The organism is Thalassotalea sp. G20_0 (assembly GCF_017744175.1).
GTDB lineage: Bacteria > Pseudomonadota > Gammaproteobacteria > Pseudomonadales > Endozoicomonadaceae > Endozoicomonas.
Map to the genome: position 1 here is coordinate 1 of NZ_JAGHQV010000036.1, position 20,778 is coordinate 20,778.

Sequence of the window (20,778 nt, forward strand, 5' to 3'; positions counted from 1 at the left end):
CTTGTGGTTTAAAGGTAGCTCTCAGATCATTCACGTGGGGCAACAGTGCGGTCACGGCCTCGTTGAGTTCTGGTGTCGACTCCAGCCCGTTGTCCACCAGTTTCGCCATGGCCCACAGCAGGTTGGCGATGTGTTGAGGAATAAATTGGTCTTTCTGTATTTTCACGTGGGGCAACAGAGCGACCACGGCCTTGTTAAGCGCTGGTATCTGCTCCTGCCCGTTGTGCGCCAGTTTCGCCATGGCCCACAGCAGGTTGGCGATCTCTTGTGGTTTAAAGGTAGCTCTCAGATCATTCACGTGGGGCAACAGTGCGGTCACGGCCTCGTTGAGTTCTGGTGTCGACTCCAGCCCGTTGTCCACCAGTTTCGCCATGGCCCACAGCAGGTTGGCAATGGTCTGGGCATTAAGTTGGTTTTTCTGTGAGTTCACGCGGGGCAACAGCGCAGCTACGGCCTTGTTGAGTTCTGGTGACCTCTCATGCCCGTTGTCTATCAGTTTCGCCATGGCCCACAGCAGGTTGGCGATACCTTGTGGTTTAAAGGCAGCTCTCTGTGCATTCACTTGGGGCAACAGTGCGGCCACGGCCTGGTTGAGTTCTGAGGTCGACTCCTGCCCGTTGTCCACCAGTTTTGCCATGGCCCATAGCAGGTTGGCAATACCCTGTGGTGTAAAGTTGGTTTTCTGTGCGCTTACTTGCGGCAACAACGCGGCCATGGCCCCGTTAAGCTCTGGTGTCCGCTTTTGCCCGTTGTCCACCAGTTTCGCCATGGCCCACAGCAGGTTGGTGATTTCCTGTGGTGTAAAGTTAGCTTTCTGTGCGATCACCTGGGGCAATAGCGCGGCCACGGCCTCGTTGAGTCCTGTTGTCCGCTCCAGCCCGTTGCCCACCAGTTTCGCCATGGTCCACAGCAGGTTGGTGATAACCTGGGCATGAAATTGGTTTTTCTGAGCTTTCACCTGGGGCAGCAGTGCGGCCACGGCCTCTTTGAGCCCTGGTGTCCACTTTTGCTCGTTGTCCTCCAGTTTCGCCATGGCCCACAGCAGGTTGGTGATATCCTGGACATTAAATTGGTCTTTCTGTGCGTTCACCCGGGGCAACAGTGCGACCAGGGCATCGTTGAGTCCTGGTGTCCGCTCCAGCCCGTTTTCAACCAGTTTCGCCATGGCCCACAGCAGGTTGGCGATATGCTGAGGAATAAATTGGTCTTTCTGCGCGTTCACGAGAGGCAACAGGACGGCCACGGTCTCGTTGAGCCCTGATGTCTGCTGCTTCGTATTTTCCACCAGTTTCGCCATGGCCCACAGCAGGTTGGCGATACCCTGTGGTTTAAAGTTAGCTTTCAGTGCGTTCACGAGGGGCAACAGGGCGGCTACGGCCTCGTTGAGTCCTGGTGTCCGCTCCAGCCCGTTTTCCAGCAGTTTCACCATTGCCCACAACAGGTTGGCAATGTCCCGGGCACTAAGTTGGTTTTTCTGTGTGTTCACGAGGGGCAACAGGGCGGTCAGGGCCTCGTTGAGTCCTGGTGTCCGCTCAAGCCTGTTGTCCACCAGTTTCGTAATGGCCCACAGCAGGTTGATAATGCCCTGGTCAGTAAGTTGGTCTTTCTGTGCGTTCACGCGGGGCAAAAGGGCGGCCACAGCTTCTTTGAGCTCTGGTGTCCACTCCCCGTTGTCCACCAGTTTCGCCATGGCCCACAGCAGGTTGGCGATAGCCTGGGCGTTGAATTGGTCTTTCAGTACGTTCACGTGGGGCAGCAGGGCGGCCATGGCCCCTTTGAACTCTGGTGTCTGCTTCTGCCCGCTGTGCACCAGTTTCGCCATGGCCCACAGCAGGTTGGCGATTCCCTGGGCATCAATATCCCTGGCTTCAGGTTTTTGGTTGCAGTTAAATATTATTGCATCAAGCAGAGTTGACAATAGGGCAGCTTGAGTCGACTGAATACGCTCATGCATGGGTTTATAAGGGATGAAAGCACCCGCTGAAGTCAATGAATGAAGTGTTGTCGTCAGGCTTCGCCAATTCCAACTCCGTGTTGGGGTAAAGTTTTGCAGCATACGTATGAGCTGGCTTTGTTCCGCACGGTTTAACGATCTTTTTGCAGCTGACGTGTATTTTTTAATTGAAAGGGCATATCGACTGTGATCTCTCCCATCATAGCGATGACCGAAACGATCCGATCTTCTCACCAGATCATCCATTATTTCCTGTTTGATGAGGGCGTTAAAATCTTCAGCAGGGTTTACCGAACGGCGCTGTAGATGTTGAGAAGAGCGTGTGCCAGAAGAATGGTAACATTCATTGTGATCCGGTGCAGTGCGGGGGGGATGATCCCATTGTCTGACTGTGGCATGTCTGTATCGCCCACGCCCTGAAGAAGGGGCAGGGTTATTCGGTTGGTTGTAATCATTACCTGATCTTGTGTAATTACCACTGATACCAGCTGATCTTCTATCCATAATTATATTTCATTAATTCATGAGAATATAAAAAGCAGACTGCGGTTCTGTTCAGAAGTTCATTTTGCTGAACGGTTTATAAACGCAAGTGATTGGAGGAGAACATCTACTCTGAATTGTGAAAACGGTTCCTGAGTCATGATGGCAGGGAGACGATTACTGGCTGTTTGTTCTCTTCTTTATTTGATCAATAAATGGTTTCATTAAATCCTGGTTCCAACGCTGTTTAACCGGAATTTCAATGACCTCAAACCCTGCTTTTTGCAACAGTGCAATTTTCAGCAGAGTCGAACCATTCCTGGTTTTGAAATCACCATTCACGTAATGAAATGGTCCCTGAATTTCAATCACAATGTTGTGATCTGGCAGAAACAGGTCAACCGGAGGCAATAAGTTCAAACTCTTTTCTTCTTCAATCTTCAAAAAGGGAAGGCGTGATTGGAGTTGATTGCGGAAGGAAGTTTGAGGTTCTGAAATGGTTGCCTGGTAATGGGGGACGATCGGACATGGTCTGCCAAGCCAAATGGCGGCCATGGCAATGACGCGTTGATCCTTTTCATTGTCCGGAGGTGTATTTTCCAGGCAAGTAAACAGGTCATCCATGTGCTTTTCAAACACGTTATTTTTATTGGCTTTGGAGACCAGAGACAACCTGGCACAGCATACCATTACGCCCCAGAGAGACATCGATATATCTTGCTGCGAGAACTGAGGGTTTTCACTGATTTTGTGGACAAGCGATTTGAAGATATAGGTAACCATGTCCAGCTCAACGAGCTCACCCAGTTTCGCTGTGGCCCACAGCAGGTTGGCGATTTCCTGTGGTTTAAAGTTAGCTTTCTGTGCGTTCACCCGGGGCAACAACGCCGCCACGGCCTCGTTGAGCCCTGGTGTCCGTTCCTGCCCGTTGTCCACCAGTTTCGCCATGGCCCACAGCAGGTTGGCGATCTGCTGAGGAATAAATTGGTCTTTCTGTGCGCTCACCCGGGGCAACAGCGCAGCCACAGCTTCTTTGAACTCTGGTGTCCACTCCCCGTTGTCTACCAGTTTTGCCATGGCCCACAGCATGTTGGCGATCTGCTGAGGAATAAATTGGTCTTTCTGTGCGCTCACCCGGGGCAACAGCGCGGCCACAGCTTCTTTGAGCTTTGGTATTTTCTCCCCGTTGTCCACCAGTTTTGCCATGGCCCACAGCAGGTTGGTGATCTGCTGGGGAATAAATTGGTCTTTCTGTGCGTTCACGCAGTGCAACAGCGTGGCCACGGCCTCGTTGAACTCTGGTGTCCGCTCCTGCCCGTAGTCCGCAAGTTTCGCCATGGCCCACAGCAGGTTGGCGATACCCTGAGGTATAAAGTTAGCTTTCTGTACGTTCACGAGGGGCATCAGCGTGGTCACGGCCTCGTTGAGCTGTGGTGTCCGCTCCTGCCCGTTGTCCACCAGTTTCGCTATGGCCCACAGCAGGTTGACGATTTCCTGTGGTTTAAAGCAAGCTTTTTGTGTGTTTACGTGGGGCAACAGCGCAGCCACAGTCTCTTTGAGTTCTGGTGTCTGCTCCTGACCGTTGTCCACCAGTTTCGCCATGGCCCACAGCAGGTTGGTGATATCCTGGACATTAAATTGGTCTTTCTGTGTGTTCACCCCGGGCAACAGCGCGACCAGGGCTTTATTGAGCCCTGGTGTCTGCTCCTGTCCATTGTCCACCAGTTTCGCCATGGCCCACAGCAGGTTGGCGATATTCTGAGGAATAAATTGGTCTTTCTGTGCGTTCACATGGGGCAACAGCGCGGCCACGGCCTCTTTGAGCCGTGGTGTTCGCTCCAGCCCGTTGTCCACCAGTTTCGCCATGGCCCACATCAGGTTGGCGATTCCCTGGGCATTAAATTGGTCTTTCTGTGCGTTCACATGGGGTAACAGCGCGACCACCGCCTCTTTGAGTCCTGGTGTTCGCTCCAGCCCGTTGTCCACCAGTTTCGCCATGGCCGACAGCAGGTTGACAATGCCTTGGGGACTAAGTTGGTTTTTCTGTGCGTTCACGATGGGCAACAGGGCGGCCACGGCCTCTTTGAGCCCTGGTGTCCGCTCCAGCCCGTTGTCCACCAGTTTCGCCATGGCCCACAGCAGGTTGGCGATACCCTGTGGTTTAAAGTTAGCTTTCTGTGCGCTCACTTGGGGTAACAGCGCGGCCACAGCCGCTTTGAACTCAGGTGTCCACGCCTGCCCGTTATCCACCAGTTTCGCCATGGCCCACAGCAGGTTGGTGATTTCCTGTGGGTTAAAGTTAGCTTTCTGAGTGTTCACGTTGGGCAACAACGCGGCCACGGCCTTGTTGAGCTCTGGTGTCTGCTCCAGCCCGTTGTCCACCAGTTTCGCCATGGCCCACAGCAGGTTGGCGATACCCTGAGGAATAAATTGGTCTTTCTGTACGTTCACATGAGGCAGCAGCACGGCTACGGCCTCATTGAGCTCTGGTGTCCGCTTCTGCCCGTTGTCCACCAGTTTCGCCATGGCCCACAGCAGGTTGGCAATATTCTGGTTATCAAATTGGTCTTTCTTTGCGTTCACATGGGGCAACAGCGCGGCCACAGCCTCTTTGAGCTCTGGTGTCCACTCCCCGTTGTCCACCAGTTTCGCCATGGCCCACAGCAGGTTGGCGATACCCTGAGGAATAAATTGGTCTTTCTGTACGTTCACGAGGGGCAACAGGGCGGTCACGGCCTCTTTGAGCTCTGGTGTCTGCTTCTGCCCGTTGTCCACCAGTTTCGCCAGGGCCCATAGCAGGTTGGCGATACCCCGGGCATCAATATCCCGGGCTCCAGTTTTTTGGTAGCAGTTAAATATTATTGCATCAAGCAGAGTTGACAATAAGGCAGCTTGAGTCAACTGAACACGCTCATGCATGGGTTTATAAGGGGTAAAAACACCCGCTGAAGTAAATGAATGAAGTGTTGTCGTCAGGCTTCGCCAATCCCAACGCCGTGTTGGGGTAAAATTTTGCAGCATACGTATCAGCTGGCTTTGTTCCGACCGGTTTAACGGTCTTTTAGCAGTTGACGTGTATCTTTTAATTGAACTGGCATATTGACTGTGATTTTTTCCATTATAGCGATGACCGAAACGATCCGATTTTCTCAACAGATCATCCATTATTTCCTGTTTGATGAGGGCATTAAAATCCTGAGCAGGGTTTACTGAACGGCACTGTAGATGTTGAGAAGAGCTGGCTCCAGAAGAATGGTAAAATTCATGGCGACCCGGTGCAGTGCGGGGGGGATTATCCCATTGTCTGACGGAGGCATGTCTATATCGTCCACGCCCTGAAGTAGGGGCATGGTCTTTCGGTTGGTTGTCACGATTACCTGATCTTGTGTATTTACCACTGATACCAGCAGATCTGCTATCCATAATTATATTTCATTAATTCATGAGAATATGAAAAGCAGACTGCTGTTCTGCTCAGAAGTTCATTTTGCTGAACTGTCTATAAACGCAAATGGCTGGAGAAGAACAACTACTCTGGATTGTTAAATGATTCAGAGCCATGCCCTTGTGGCGTGGTGTTTATCCTGGTTTTTATTTTATCAATATATGGTTTCATTAAACCCGGGTTCCAAAGCTGGTTGACCGGGATTTCAATAACCTCAAATCCTGCTTTTTGCAGCAGCGCGATTTTTAGCAGAGTCGAACCATTCCTGATTTTGAAATCATTACTTACGTAATGAGACGGTCCCTGAATTTCAATAACCATGTTGTGATCTGGCAGTAGCAGGTCAGCGGGAGGCAATGAGTTCAGGCTCTTTTCTTCTTCAATCTGCAAAGAGGGCATGCATGATTGGAGTTGATCGCGGAAGTCGGATTGAGGTTTTGAAATGGTTGTCTGGTAATGGGGGACGATCGGACACGGTCTGCCAAGCCAACTGGCGGCCATGGCAATGATACGCTGATCCTTTTCATTGTCCGGGGATGTATTTTCCAGGCGAGTAAACAGGTCATCCATGTGCTTTTCAAGCACGTTATTTGTAGTGGCATTGGAGACCAGAGACAACCTGGCACAGCATACCATTACGCCCCAGAGAGACATAAATATATCTTGCTGAGAGAGCTGAGGGGTTTCACTGATTTTGTGGACAAGCGATTTGAAGATAGAGGTAACCACGTTCAGCTCAACGAGTTCACCCAGTTTCGCCATGGCCCACAGCAGGTTGGCGATACCCTGTGGTTTAAAGTGAGCTTTCTGTGCTCTCACGTTGGGTAACAGCGCGACCACGGCCGCTTTGCACTCTGGTGTCCACTCTTGCCCGTTGCCCGTTGCCCGCCAGTTTCGCCATGCCCCACAGCAGGTTGGCGATGTGCTGAGGAGTAAATTGGTTTTTCTGTGCGTTCACGTGAGGCAACAGCATGGCCACAGCCTCGTTGAGCGCTGGTGTCTGCTCCAGCCCGTTGTCCACCAGTTTCGCCATGGCCCACAGCAGGTTGGCGATTTCCTGTGGTTTAAAGTTAGCTTTCTGTGCGTTCACCCGGGGCAACAACGCGGCCACGGCCTCGTTGAGCTCTGGTGTCTGCTCCTGGCCGTTGTCCACCAGTTTCGCCATGGCCCACAGCAGGTTGGCGATACCCTGCGGTTTAAAGTTAGCTTTTTGTACGTTCACCTGGCGCAGCAGCACGGCTAAGGCCTCGTTGAGCTCTGGTGTCCGCTTTTGCCCGTTGTCCGACAGTTTCGCCATGGCCCACAACAGGTTGGCAATATTCTGGGTATTAAATTGGTCTTTCTGTGCGTTCACATGGGGCAACAGCGTGGCCACAGCTTCTTTGAGCTCCGGTGTCCACTCCCCGTTGTCCACCAGTTTTGCCATGGCCCACAGCAGGTTGGCGATGCCCAGAGGAATAAATCGGTCTTGCTGTGCATTCACGTGGGGCAGCAGGGCGGCCACGCCCTCTTTGAACTCCGGTGTCTGCTTCTGCCCGTTGTCCACCAGTTTCGCCATGGCCCACAGCAGGTTGGAGATTCCCAGGGCATCAATATCCCTGGCTTTAGGTTTTTGGTTGCACTTGAATATTATTACATCAAGTAGCGTGGACAATAAGGCAGCTTGAGTGAGCTTAACACGCGTATCCACGGGTTTATGAGGGGTAAAAACACCCGCTGAAGTAAATGAATGAAGTGTCGTCGTCAGGCTTCGCCAGTTCCAACTCCGTGTTACTGTAAAATTTTGCAGCAAATGTATCAGCTGGCTTTGCTCGGCCCGATTTAAAGGTCTTTTAGACGTTAACGTGTATTTTTTAATTGAACTGGCATATTGACCGTGATTTCTCCCATCATAGCGATGACCGAAACGACCCGATTTACTCACCAGACCATCCATTATTTCCTGTTTGATGAGTGCATTAAAATCTTGAGCAGGGGTTACTGAACGGTGCAGTAGATGTTGAGAAGGGCATGCGTCAGAAGAACGGTAAAATTTATTACGCCCCGGGTTATTGCGTGGGGTATCATCCCACTGCCTGACCGTGGCATGTCTATATCGTCCACGCCTTGAAGAAGCGGCATGGCCACCCGGTTGGTTATAATAATTATCTGATCTTGCGTATTTACCACTGATACCAGCAGATCTTCTATCCATAATTATATTTCATTAATTCATGAAAATATAAAAAGCAGACTGCTGTCCTGCTCAGAAGTTCATTTTGCTGAGCTGTCTATAAACGCAAGTGGTTGGAGAAGAACAACTACTCTGGATTGTGAAATGATTCAGAGCCATGCGCCTTTGGTTGGGTGTTTATCCTGGTCTTTATTTGATCAATACATCGTTTTATTGAATCCGGGCTGCAAAGCTTGTTAGTCGGGATTTCAATGACCTCAAACCCTGATTTTTGCAGCAGTGCGATTTTAAGCAGAGTTGAACCATTCCGGGTTTTGAAATCGTTACTCACGTAATGAAATGGTCCCTGAATTTCAATCACCATGTTGTGATCTGGCAGTAGCAGGTCAACTGGCGGTAATGAGTTCAGACTCTTTTCTTCTTTAATCTTCAAAGAGGGCATGCATGATTGGAGTTGATTGCGGACGATGGTTTGAGGTTTTGAAATCATTGTCTGGTAATGGGGGGCGTATGGACACGCTCTGCCAAGCCAACTGGCAGCCATGGCAATGATGGTTTGATCCTCTTCATTATCCGGGGATGTATTTTCCAGGCGAGTCAACAGGTCATCCATGTGCTTTTCAAGCACGTTATTTTTATTGGCATTGGAGACCAGATACAACCTGGCACAGCATACCATGACTCCCCAGAGAGACATCGATATATCTTGCCTGGAGAGCGGAGGTTTTTCACTGATTTTGTGGACAAGCGATTCGAATGTAGAGGTAACCACATTCAGCTCAACGAGTTCACCCAGTTTCGCCATGGCCCACAGCAGGTTGGCGATATGCTGGGGAATAAACTGGTCTTTCTGTGCGTTCACGTGGGGCAACAGGGTGGTGACGGCCTCTTTAAGCTCCGGTGTCTGGTCATGCACGTCGTCCACCAGTTTCGCCATGGTCCACAACAGGTTGGCGATCCCCTGGGCATTAAATTGGTCTTTCAATGCGTTCACCTGGGGCAACAGCGCGGTGACGGTCTTTTTGAGCTCTGGTGTCGGCTCTTGCACGTCGTCCATTAATTTCACCATGGCCCACAGCAGGTTGGCGATAGCCTGGTCATTAAATTGGTCTTTCTGTGCGTTCACGAGGGGCAACAGGGCAACCACGGCCTTTTTAAGCGCTGGTGTCTGGTCCTGCCCGTTGTCCACCAGTTTCGCCATGGCCCACAGCAGGTTGGCGATATGCTGAGGAATAAATTGGTCTTTCTGTGTGTTTACGTGGGGCAACAGGGCGACTGCGGCTTCCATGAGACCTGTTGCCTGCTCCTGCCCATTGTCCACCAGTTTCGCCATGGCCCACAGCAGGCTGACAATGCCCTGGGCATTGAATTGATCTTTCTGTGCGTTCACGTTAGGCAACAACGAGGCCACAGCCTCTTTGAGTTCTGGTGTCTGCTCCTGACCGTTGTCCACCAGTTTCGCTATGGACCACAGAAGGTTGGTAATTTCCTGTGGTTTAAAGTTAGCTTTTTGTGCGTTCACGTGGGGTATCTGCGCAGCCACAGCTTCTTTAAGCTCTGGTGTCCACCCCTGCCCGTTGTACACCAGTTTCGCCATGGCCCACAGCAGGTTGGCAATCCCCTGGGCATTAAATTGGTCTTTCAATGCGTTCACAAGGAGCAACAGGGCGACCACGGCCTCTTTTAGCCCTGGTGTCTGCTCCTGCCCATTGTCCACCAGTTTCGCTATGGCCCACAGCAGGTTGGCGATTTCCTGTGGGTTAAAGTTAGCTTTCTGATTGTTCATGTTGGGCAACAGGGCGACCACGGCCTCTTTGAGCCCCGGTGTCTGCTCCTGCCCATTGTCCACCAGTTTCGCTATGGCCCACAGCAGGTTGACGATAGCCTGGGTATTAAATTGGTCTTTCTGTGCGTTCACATGGGGCAACAGCGTGGCCACAGCTTCTTTGAGCTCTGGTGTACACCCCCCGTTGTCCACCAGTTTCGCTAGGGCCCACAGCAGGTTGGCAATATTCTGGGTATTAAATTGGTCTTTCTGTGCGTTCACATGGGGCAACAGCGTGGCCGCAGCCTCTTTGAGCTCTGGTGTACACTCCCCGTTGTCCACCAGTTTCGCCATGGCCCACAGCAGGTTAGCGATAGCCTGAGGAATAAATTGGTCTTTCTGTGCGTTCACTTGGGGCAACAGGGCGGCCACGGCCTCGTTGAGCCCTGGTATCCGCTCCTGGCCGTTGTCCACCAGTTTCGCCATGGCCCACAGCAGGTTGGCGATACCCTGTGGTTTAAAGTTAGCTTTCTGTGCGTTCACGTGGGGCAACAACGCGGCCACGGCCCTTTTTAGCCCTGGTGTTCGCTTCTGCCCGTTGTCCGCCAGTTTCGCCATGGCCCACAGCAGGTTGGCGATATGCTGAGGAATAAATTGGTCTTTCTGTGCGTTCACTTGGAGCAACAGCGCGGTCACGGCCTCGTCGAGCTCGGGTGTCCACTCCTGCCCGTTGTCCACCAGTTTCGCCACGGCCCACAGCAGGCTGGCGATGCCCAGAGGAATAAATCGGTCTTGCTTTGCATTCACGTGGGGCAGCAGGGCGGCCACGCCCTCTTTGATCTCTGGTGTCCGCTCCTGCCCGTTATCCACCAGTTTCGCTATGGCCCACAGCAGGTTGGCGATTACCTGGGCCTCAATATGCCTGGCTTGAGGTTTTTGGTTGCACTTGAATATTATTGCATCAAGTAGCGTGGACAATAAGGCAGCTTGAGTGAGCTTAACACGCTGATTCACGGGTTTATGAGGGGTAAAAACACCCGCTGAAGCCAATGAATGAAGTGTTGTCGTCAGGCTTCGCCAGTTCCAGCTCCGTGTTGCTGTGAAATTTTGCAGCAAACGTATCAGCTGGCTTTGTTCCGCTCGATTTAACGGTCTTTTAGCAGCTGACGTGTATTTTTTAATTGAACTGGCATATTGCCCGTGATTTCTCCCATCATAGCGATGACCGAAACGATCCGATTTTCTCAACAGATCATCCATTATTTCCTGTTTGATGAGGACATTAAAATCCTGAACAGGGTTTACTGAACGGCCCTGTAGATGTTGAGAAGAGCTGGCTCCAGAAGAATGGTAAAATTCATTGCGACCCGGTGCAGTGCGGGGGGGATGATTCCATTGTCTGACTGTGGCATGTCTATATCGTCCTCGCGCTGAAGAAGGGGCATGGCGATTCGGTCGGTTGTAATCATTACCTGATCTTGTGTATTTACCGCTGATACCAGCAGAGCTTCTATCCATAATTATATTTCATTAATTCATGAAAATATAAAAAGCAGACTGCTGTTCTGCTCAGAAGTTCATTTTGCTGAGCTGCCTATAAACGCAAGTGGTTGGAGAAGGACAACTACTCTGGATTGTTAAATGATTCAGAGCCATGCGCCTTTGGTGGGGGGGGTATCCTGGTCTTTATTTGATCAATACATCGTTTTATTGCATCCGGGCTCCAAAGCGTGTTGGTCGGGATTTCAATGACCTCAAATCCTGATTTTTGCAGCAGTGCGATTTTAAGCAGAGTTGAACCATTCCGTGTTTTGAAATCGTTACTCACGTAATGAAATGGTCCCTGAATTTCAATCACCATGTTGTGATCTGGCAGTAGCAGGTCAACTGGCGGTAATGAGTTCAGACTCTTTTCTTCTTTAATCTTCAAAGAGGGCATGCATGATTGGAGTTGATTGCGGACGATGGTTTGAGGTTTTGAAGTCATTGTCTGGTAATGGGGGGCGAATGGACATGCTCTGCCAAGCCAACTGGCGGCCATGGCAATGATGGTTTGATCCTCCTCATTATCCGGGGATGTATTTTCCAGGCGAGTCAACAGGTCATCCATGTGCTTTTCAAGCACGTTATTTTTATTGGCATTGGAGACCAGATACAACCTGGCACAGAATACCATGACTCCCCAGAGAGACATCGATATATCTTGCCTGGAGAGCTGAGGTTTTTCACTGATTTTGTGGACAAGCGATTCGAATGTAGAGGTAACCACATTCAGCTCAACGAGTTCACCCAGTTTCGCCATGGCCCACAACAGGTTGGCGATATGCTGGGGAATAAACTGGTCTTTCTTTGCGTTCACGTGGGGCAACAGGGTGGTGACGGCCTCTTTAAGCTCCGGTGTCTGGTCATGCACGTCGTCCACCAGTTTCGCCATGGTCCACAACAGGTTGGCGATTTCCTGTGCATTAAATTGGTCTTTCAATGCGTTCACCCGGGGCAACAGCGCAGTGACGGTCTTTTTGAGCTCTGGTGTCGATTCTTGCACGTCGTCCATTAATTTCACCATGGCCCACAGCAGGTTGGCGATAGCCTGGGCATTAAATTGGTCTTTCTGTGCGTTCACGAGGGGCAACAGGGCAACCACGGCCTTTTTGAGCGCTGGTGTCTGGTCCTGCCCGTTGTCCACCAGTTTCGCCATGGCCCACAGCAGGCTGGCGATATGCTGAGGAATAAATTGGTCTTTCTGTGTGTTTACGTGGGGCAACAGGGCGACTGCGGCTTCCATGAGACCTGTTGCCTGCTCCTGCCCGTTGTCCACCAGTTTCGCCATGGCCCACAGGAGGTTAACAATGCCCTGGGCATTGAATTGATCTTTCCGTGCGTTCACGTTGGGCAACAACGAGGCCACAGCCTCTCTGAGTTCTGGTGTCTGCTCCTGACCGTTGTCCACCAGTTTCGCTATGGACCACAGAAGGTTGGTAATTTCCTGTGGTTTAAAGTTAGCTTTTTGTCCGTTCACGTGGGGTATCTGCGCAGCCACAGCTTCTTTAAGCTCTGGTGTCCACTCCTGCCCGTTGTCCACCAGTTTCGCCATGGCCCACAGCAGGTTGGCGATCCCCTGGGCATTAAATTGGTCTTTCAATGCGTTCACAAGGAGCAACAGGGCGACCACGGCCTCTTTGAGCCCTGGTGTCTGCTCCTGCCCATTGTCCACCAGTTTCGCCATGGCCCACAGCAGGTTGGCGATTTCCTGTGGGTTAAAGTTAGCTTTCTGAGTGTTCACGTTGGGCAACAACGCGACCACGGCCTCTTTGAGCCCTGGTGTCTGCTCCTGCCCATTGTCCACCAGTTTCGCTATGGCCCACAGCAGGTTGACGATTTCCTGTGGGTTAAAGCAAGCTTTTTGTGTGTTTACGTGGGGCAGCAGCGCAGCCACCGCCTCTTTGAGTTCTGGTGTCTGCTCCTGACCGTTGTCCACCAGTTTCGCCATGGCCCACAGCAGTTTGGCAATATGCTGAGGAATAAATTGGTTTTTCTGTGCGCTCACCTGGGGTAACAGTGTGGCCGCGGCCTCTTTGAGACCCGGTGTCCGATCCAGCCCGTTGTCCACCAGTTTCGCTATGGCCCACAGCAGGTTGGCGATAGCCTGAGGAATAAATTGGTCTTTCTGTACGTTCACGTGGGGCAGCAGCGCGGCTATGGCCTCGTTGAGCTCTGGTGTCTGCTCCTGCCCATTGTCCACCAGTTTCGCTATGGCCCACAGCAGGTTGACGATAGCCTGGGTATTAAATTGGTCTTTCTGTGAGTTCACACGGGGCAACAGCGTGGCCACAGCTTCTTTAAGCTCTGGTGTACACTCCCCGTTGTCCACCAGTTTCGCCATGGCCCACAGCAGGTTGGCAATATTCTGGGTATTAAATTGGTCTTTCTGTGCGTTCATATGGGGCAACAGCGTGGCCGCAGCTTCTTTGAGCTCTGGTGTACACTCCCCGTTGTCTACCAGTTTCGCCATGGCCCACAGCATGTTGGAGATACCCTGCGCTTTAAATTGGTCTTTCTGTGCATTCACGCAGGGCAACAGGGCGGCCACGGCCTCGTTGAGCCCTGGTGTCCGCTCCTGGCCGTTGTCCACCAGTTTCGCCATGGCCCACAGCAGGTTGGCGATGTGCTGAGGATTAAATTGGTCTTTCCGGGCATTAACGCGGGGTAACAGCGCGGCCACCGCCTCGTTGAGCGCTGGTATCTTCTCCTGCCCGTTGTCCACCAGTTTCGCCATGGCCCACAGCAGGTTGGCAATATTCTGGGCATCAAATTGGTCTTTCTGTGCGTTCACATGGGGCAACAGCGCGGCCACAGCTTCTTTGAGCTCCGGTGTCCACTCCCCGTTGTCCACCAGTTTTGCCATGGCCCACAGCAGGCTGACGATGCCCAGAGGAATAAATTGGTCTTGCTGTGCATTCACGTGGGGCAACAGGGCGGCCACGGCTTCTTTGAACTCTGGTGTCTGCTTCTGCCCATTGTCCACCAGTTTCGCCATGGCCCACAGCAGGTTGGAGGTTCCCAGGGCATCAATATCCCTGGCTTGAGGTTTTTGGTTGCACTTGAATATTATTGCATCAAGTAGCGTGGACAATAAGGCAGCTTGAGTGAGCTTAACACGCTGATTCACGGGTTTATGAGGGGTAAAAACACCCGCTGAAGTCAATGAATGAAATGTTGTCGTCAGGCTTCGCCAGTTCCAGCTCCGCGTTGCTGTGAAATTTTGCAGCAAACCTATCAGCTGGCTTTGTTCCGCTCGATTTAACGGTCTTTTAGCAGCTGACGTGTATTTTTTAATTGAACTGGCATATTGCCCGTGATTTCTCCCATCATAGCGATGACCGAAACGATCCGATTTTCTCAACAGATCATCCATTATTTCCTGTTTGATGAGGACATTAAAATCCTGAACAGGGTTTACTGAACGGCCCTGTAGATGTTGAGAAGAGCTGGCTCCAGAAGAATGGTAAAATTCATTGCGACCCGGTGCAGTGCGGGGGGGATGATTCCATTGTCTGACTGTGGCATGTCTATATCGTCCACGCGCTGAAGAAGGGGCATGGCCATTCGGTCGGTTGTAATCATTACCTGATCTTGTGTATTTACCACTGATATCAGCAGAGCTTCTATCCATAATTATATTTCATTAATTCATGAAAATATAAAAAGCAGACTGCTGTTCTGCTCAGAAGTTCATTTTGCTGAGCTGTCTATAAACGCAAGTGGTTGGAGAAGAACAACTACTCTGGATTGTGAAAACGCAAGATGTTTACCCTGGCCTTTATTTGATCAATAAATGGTTTCCTTAAATCCTGGTTACAAAGCTGGTTAGCTGGAATTTCAATGACCTCAAACCCTGCTTTTTGCAGCAGCGCGATTTTCAGCAGCGTCGAACCATTCCGGGTTTTGAAATCACCATTCACGTAATGAGACGACCCCTGAACTTCAATCACCATGTTGTGATCTGGCAGTAGCAGGTCAACCGGAGGTAATGAGTTCAGACTCTTTTCTTCTTCAATCTTCAAAGAGGGCAAGCATGATTTGAGGTGATTGCGGACGACAGTTTGAAGTTTTGAAGTCATTGTCTGGTAATGGGGGGCGAACGGACACGCTCTGCCAAGCCAACTGGCGGCCATGGCAATGATGGTTTGATCCTCTTCATTATCCGGGGATGTATTTTCCAGGCGAGTAAACAGGTCATCCATGTGCTTTTCAAGCACGTTATTTTTATTGGCATTGGAGACCAGAGACAACCTGGCACAGCACACCATTATACCCCAGAGGGACATAAATATGTCTTGCTGAGAGAGCTGAGGGTTTTCACTGATTTTGTGGACAAGCGATTTGAAGATAGAGGTGACCACCTTCAGCTCAACGAGCTCACCCAGTTTCGCCATGGCCCACAGCAGGTTGGCGATACCCTGTGGTTTAAAGTTAGCTTTCTGTGCGTTCACGAGGGGTAACAGCACGGCCACGGCTGTTTTCAACTCTGGTGTCCACTCTTGCCCGTTGTCCACCAGTTTCGCCATGGCCCACAGCAGGTTGGCGATGTGCTGAGGAATAAATTGGTCTTTCTGTGCGTTCACGTGAGGCAATAGCGTGGCCACAGCCTCGTTGAGCGCTGGTGTCTTTTCATGCCCGTTGTCCATCAGTTTCGCCATGGCCCAAAGCAGGTTGGCGATGTGCTGAGGAATAAATTGGTCTTTCTGTGCGTTCACGTGGCGCAACAGTGCGGCCACAGCTTCTTTGAGCTTTGGTGTCCACTCCCCGTTGTCCACCAGTTTTGCCATGGCCCACAGCAGGTTGGCGATGTGCTGAGGATTAAATTGGTCTTTCCGGGCATTAACGCGGGGCAACAGCGCGTCCACCGCCTCGTTGAGCGCTGGTATCTTCTCCTGCCCGTTGTCCACCAGTTTCGCCATAGCCCACAGCAGGTTGGCGATATGCTGAGGAATAAATTGGTCTTTCTGTGTATTCACGTGGGGCAATAGCGCGACCACCGCCTCTTTGAGTTCTGGTGTCTGCTCCAGCCCGTTGTCCACCAGTTTCGCCATGGCCCACAGCAGGTTGGCAATGCCCTGGGCATTAAGTCGGTTTTTCTGTGCGTTCACGAGGGGCAGAAGGGCGGCCACGGCCTCTTTGAGCCCTGGTGTCCGCTCCAGCCGGTTGTCCACCAGTTTCGCTATGGCCCAGAGCAGGTTGACAATGCCCTGGGCTTTAAATTGGTCTTTTGCGTTCACGTGGTGCAAAAGTGCAGCCACGGCCTCGTTGAACGCAGGGGTCGACTCCTGACCGTTGTCTATCAGTTTCGCCATGGCCCACAGCAGGTTGGCAATGCCCTGGGCATTAAGTTGGTTTTTCTGTGCGTCCACAAGGGGCAACAGGGCGGCCACGGCCTCGTTGAGCCCTGGTGTCCGCTCCAGCCCGTTGTCCGCCAGTTTCGCCATGGCCCACAGCAGGTTGGCAATGCCCTGGGCCTTAAATTGGTCTTTCTGTACGTTCACGTGGGGCAACAGCACGACAACGGCCTCGTTGAACTCTGATGTCCGCTCCAGCCCGTTGGCCACCAGTTTTGCCATGGCCCAAAGCAGGTTGGCGATACCCCGGGCATCAATATTCCTGGCTTCAGTTTTTTGGCTGCAGTTAAATATTATTGCATCCAGTAGTGTTGACAATAAGTGAGCTTGAGTAAGCTTAACACGCTCATCCATGGATTTATGGGGGGCAAAAACACCCGCTGATGTAAATGAATGAAGTGTCGTCGTCAGGCTTCGCCAGTTCCAGCTCCGCGTTGCTGTGAAATTTTGCAGGAAACGCATCAGCTGGCTTTGTTCAGCTCGATTTAGCGGTCTTTTAGCAGTTGACGTGTATTTTTTAATTGAACTGGCATATCGACTGTGATCTCTCCCATCATAGCGATGACCGAAATGATCCGATTTACTCACCAGGCCATCCATTATTTCCTGTTTAACGAGGGCATTAAAATCCTGAGCAGGGTTTACTGAACGGCACTGTAGATGTTGAGAAGAGCTTGCTCCAGAAGAATGGTAAAATTCATTGCGACCCGGTGCAGTGCGGGGGGGATTATCCCATTGTTTGACTGTGGCATGTCTATATCGCCCACGCCTTGAAAAAGCAGCATGGTCATCCGGTCGGTTATTATCTGATCTTGTGTATTTACCACTGATACCAGCAGATCTGCTATCCATAATTATATTTCATTAATTCATGAGAATATAAAAAGCAGACTGCTGTTCTGTTCAGAAGTTCATTTTGCTGAACTGTCTATAAACGCAAATGGTTGGAGAAGAACAACTACTCTGGATTGTGAAATGATTCAGAGCCATGCCCCTTTGGTGGAGTGTTTATCCTGGCCTTTATTTGATTAATCCATCGTATTATGGAATCCCGGTTCCAAAGCTGGTTAATCGGGATTTCAATAACCTCAAATCCTGATTTTTGCAGCAGTGCAATTTTAAGCAGAGTTGAACCATTCCGGGTTTTGAAATCGCCATTCACGTAATGAAATGGTCCCTGAATTTCAATCACTATGTTGTGATCTGGCAGTGACAGGTCAACCGGGGGTAATGAGTTCAAACTCTTTTCTTTTTCAATCTTCAAAGAGGGAATGCATGATTGGAGTTGGTCGCAGAAGTCGGTTTGAGGTTTTGAAATGGTTGTCTGGTAAGGGGGGACGATCGGACACGGTCTGCCAAGCCAACTGGCGGCCATGGCAATGACGCGCTGATCCTTTTCATTGTTCGGCGGTGTATTTTCCAGGCGAGTAAACAGGTCATCCATGTGCTTTTCAAGCACGGTACTGTTATTGGCATTGGAGACCATAGACAACCTGGCACAGCATACCATTACGCCCCAGAGAGACATAAATATATCTTGCTGAGAGGGCTGAGGGTTTTCACTGATTTTGTGGACAAGCGATTTGAAGATAGAGGTAGCCACGTTCAGCTCAACGAGTTCACCCAGTTTCGCCATGGCCCACAGCAGGTTGGAGATAGCCTGAGGAATAAATTGGTCTTTCAGTGCGTTCACGTGGGGCAACAGCGCGGCCACGGGCGCTTTGAACTCTGGAGTCCACTCCTGCCCGTTGTCCAGCAGTTTCGCCATGGCCCACAGCAGGTTGACGATGTGCTGAGGATTAAATTGGTCTTTCTGTGCGTTCACGTGAGGCAACAGCGTGGCAACAGCCTCGTTGAGCGCTGGTGTCCGTTCATGCCCGTTGTCCATCAGTTTCGCTATGGCCCACAGCAGGTTGGCGATATGTTGAGGAATAAATTGGTCTTTCAGTGCGTTCACCCGGGGCAACAGCGCGGCCACAGCTTCTTTGAACTCTGGTGTCGACTCCCTGTTGTTCACCAGTTTTGCCATGGCCCACAGCAGGTTGGCGATGTGCTGAGGAATGAATTGGTCTTTCCGGGCATTCACCAGGGGCAACAGGGCGGCCACCGCCTCGTTGTGGGCTGGTATCTTCTCCTGCCCGTTGTCCACCAGTTTCGCCATGGCCCACAGCAGGTTGGCGATTTCCTGTGGGTTAAAGTCAGCTTTCTTTGCGTTCACGTGGGGCAACAGCGCGGCCACGGTCTTTTTGATTTCAGGTGTCTGCTCCTGCCCGTTGTCCACCAGTTTCGCCAGGGCCCACAGCTGGTTGGCGATATTCTGAGGAATCAATTGGTCTTTCTGTGCATTCACGACGCGGGGCAACAGCGCGGCCACGGTCTTTTTGATGTCGGGTGTCTGCTCCTGCCCGTTGTCCACCAGTTTCGCCAGGGTCCATAGCAGGTTGGTGATCCCCTGGGCATTAAATTGGTCTCTTTGTACGTTCACGTGGGGCAACAACGCGAACAGAGCCGCTTTGAACTCTGGTGTCCGTTCTTGCCCGTTGTCCACCAGTTTTGCCATGGCCCAGAACAAGTTGGCGATCCCCCGGGCATTAAATTGGTCTTTCCGTGCGTTCACGCGGGATAACAGCGCGGCGACGGTCTTTTTGATTTCAGGTGTCTGTTCCTGCCCGTTGTCCACCAGTTTCGCCATAGCCCATAGCAGGTTGGTGATTTCCTGTGATTTAAAGTTAGCTTTTTGTGCGTTCACGGGGGGTAACAATGCGGCCACGACCGCCTTGATTTCGGGTGTCTGCTTCTGCCCGTGGACTACCAGTTTGGCTATGGCCCAAAGCAGGTTGGTGAGACCCTGTGGGTTAAATCTGGTGTTCTGTGCGTTCACCTGTGGCAACAGTGCGGCGATGGCCTCTTTAAACTCTGGTGTTCGCTCCTGGCCATTGTCCACCAGTTTCGCCATGGCCCATAGCAGGTTGGCGGTTTCCTGTGGTTTAAAGTCAGCTTTCTGTACGTTCACCTGTGGCAACAGCGCGACCAGGGCCTCGTTGAGCTCTGGTGTTTGCTCCTGGCCATTGTCCACCAGTTTCGCCATGGCCCACAGCAGGTTGGTGATTTCCTGTGGTTTAAAGTTAGCTTTCTGTGCGTTCATGTGAGGCAACAGCGCGGCTAAGGCTTCGTTGAGCTCTGGTGTTCGCTTCTGGCCATTGTCCACCAGTTTCGCCATGGCCCACAGCAAGTTGGCGATTTCCTGTGGTTTAAAGTTGGTTTTCTGTGTGTTTACGTGGGGCCATAGAGCGGCCACGGCCTCTTTTAGCCCTGGTGTACACTCCTGCCCGTTGCCTGCCAGTTTCGCCAGGGCCCACAGCAGGTTGGCGATTCCCCGGGCATCAATATCTCTGGCTTCAGGTTTTTGGTTGCACTTGAATATGATTGCATCAAGTAGCGTCGACAGTAAGGCAGCTTGAGTACGCTTAACACGCTCCTCCATGGTGTTATGCGGGGTAAATACACCCGCTGAAATAAATGAATGGAGTGTTGTCGTCAGACTTCGCCAATTCCAGCTCCGTGTTACGGAAAAATTTTGCAGTAAACGTATCAGCTGACTTTGCTCGGCTCGATTTAATGGTCTTTTAGCAGCTGACGTGTAATTTTTAATTGAACTGGCATATAGACCATGATGTTTCCCATCATAGCGATAACCGAACCGATCAGATTGACTTGCCAGACCAGCCACTATTTCCTGTTGGATGAGGGCACTGAAATCTTGAGCAGGGTATACTGAACGGCAAAGCAGATACTGAGAAGAGGGTACGCCAAAAGAATGGGAAAACTCATTACGCCCGGGGATAGAGCGGGAGTGATTATCCCGCTGTCTGACTGTGGCATGTTTATAATGTCCACGCCCTGAAGAAGGGGCATGGTCATTCGGTTGGTTGTAATGATTACCTGATCTTGTGTATTGACCACTGATACCAGCAGAACTTCTATCCATAATTTTATTTCATTAATTCATGAAAATATAAAAAGCAGACTGCGGTTCTGCTCAGAAGTTCATTTTTGTGAAAT

At 51.2% G+C, this 20,778-nt stretch carries 8 protein-coding genes; all 8 read right to left on the reverse strand.

From position 1 onward, the window contains the following. Positions 1 to 2,458 (reverse strand): DUF1601 domain-containing protein (locus J7438_RS18535; RefSeq protein ID WP_209277724.1); only part of this gene is annotated, 2,458 nt, incomplete at its 3' end. A 156-nt stretch (positions 2,459 to 2,614) separates the two neighbouring features. Further along, the gene (locus tag J7438_RS18540; RefSeq protein ID WP_209277725.1) at positions 2,615 to 5,860 is read right to left on the reverse strand and encodes an RAP domain-containing protein; all 3,246 of its coding nucleotides are present in this window, start codon (positions 5,858 to 5,860) and stop codon (positions 2,615 to 2,617) included. A 106-nt stretch (positions 5,861 to 5,966) separates the two neighbouring features. Next, positions 5,967 to 6,722, reverse strand: coding sequence for an RAP domain-containing protein (locus J7438_RS18545; protein WP_209277726.1), 756 nt, complete (start codon positions 6,720 to 6,722; stop codon positions 5,967 to 5,969). Next, positions 6,676 to 8,076, reverse strand: a complete 1,401-nt coding sequence (locus tag J7438_RS18550) for a DUF1601 domain-containing protein (protein WP_209277727.1) — start codon at positions 8,074 to 8,076, stop codon at positions 6,676 to 6,678. The genes J7438_RS18545 and J7438_RS18550 overlap by 47 nt, the downstream gene beginning before the upstream one ends. A 106-nt stretch (positions 8,077 to 8,182) precedes the next feature. Beyond that, complete coding sequence (locus J7438_RS18555) at positions 8,183 to 11,338, reverse strand: RAP domain-containing protein (RefSeq protein ID WP_209277728.1); 3,156 nt, start codon at positions 11,336 to 11,338, stop codon at positions 8,183 to 8,185. A gap of 106 nt (positions 11,339 to 11,444) precedes the next feature. Beyond that, positions 11,445 to 14,993 carry an RAP domain-containing protein gene (locus J7438_RS18560; protein ID WP_209277729.1) on the reverse strand — a complete coding sequence of 1,183 codons (3,549 nt, stop codon included), beginning with the start codon at positions 14,991 to 14,993 and terminating at the stop codon, positions 11,445 to 11,447. 106 nt (positions 14,994 to 15,099) lie between these two features. Continuing rightward, on the reverse strand, positions 15,100 to 17,568 hold the full coding sequence (locus J7438_RS18565; RefSeq protein WP_209277730.1) for an RAP domain-containing protein: 2,469 nt from the start codon (positions 17,566 to 17,568) through the stop codon (positions 15,100 to 15,102). 106 nt (positions 17,569 to 17,674) lie between these two features. Beyond that, a complete protein-coding gene (locus tag J7438_RS18570; protein WP_209277731.1) occupies positions 17,675 to 20,704 on the reverse strand; it encodes an RAP domain-containing protein in 3,030 nt (1,009 codons plus the stop codon). Positions 20,705 to 20,778 lie beyond the last annotated feature (74 nt).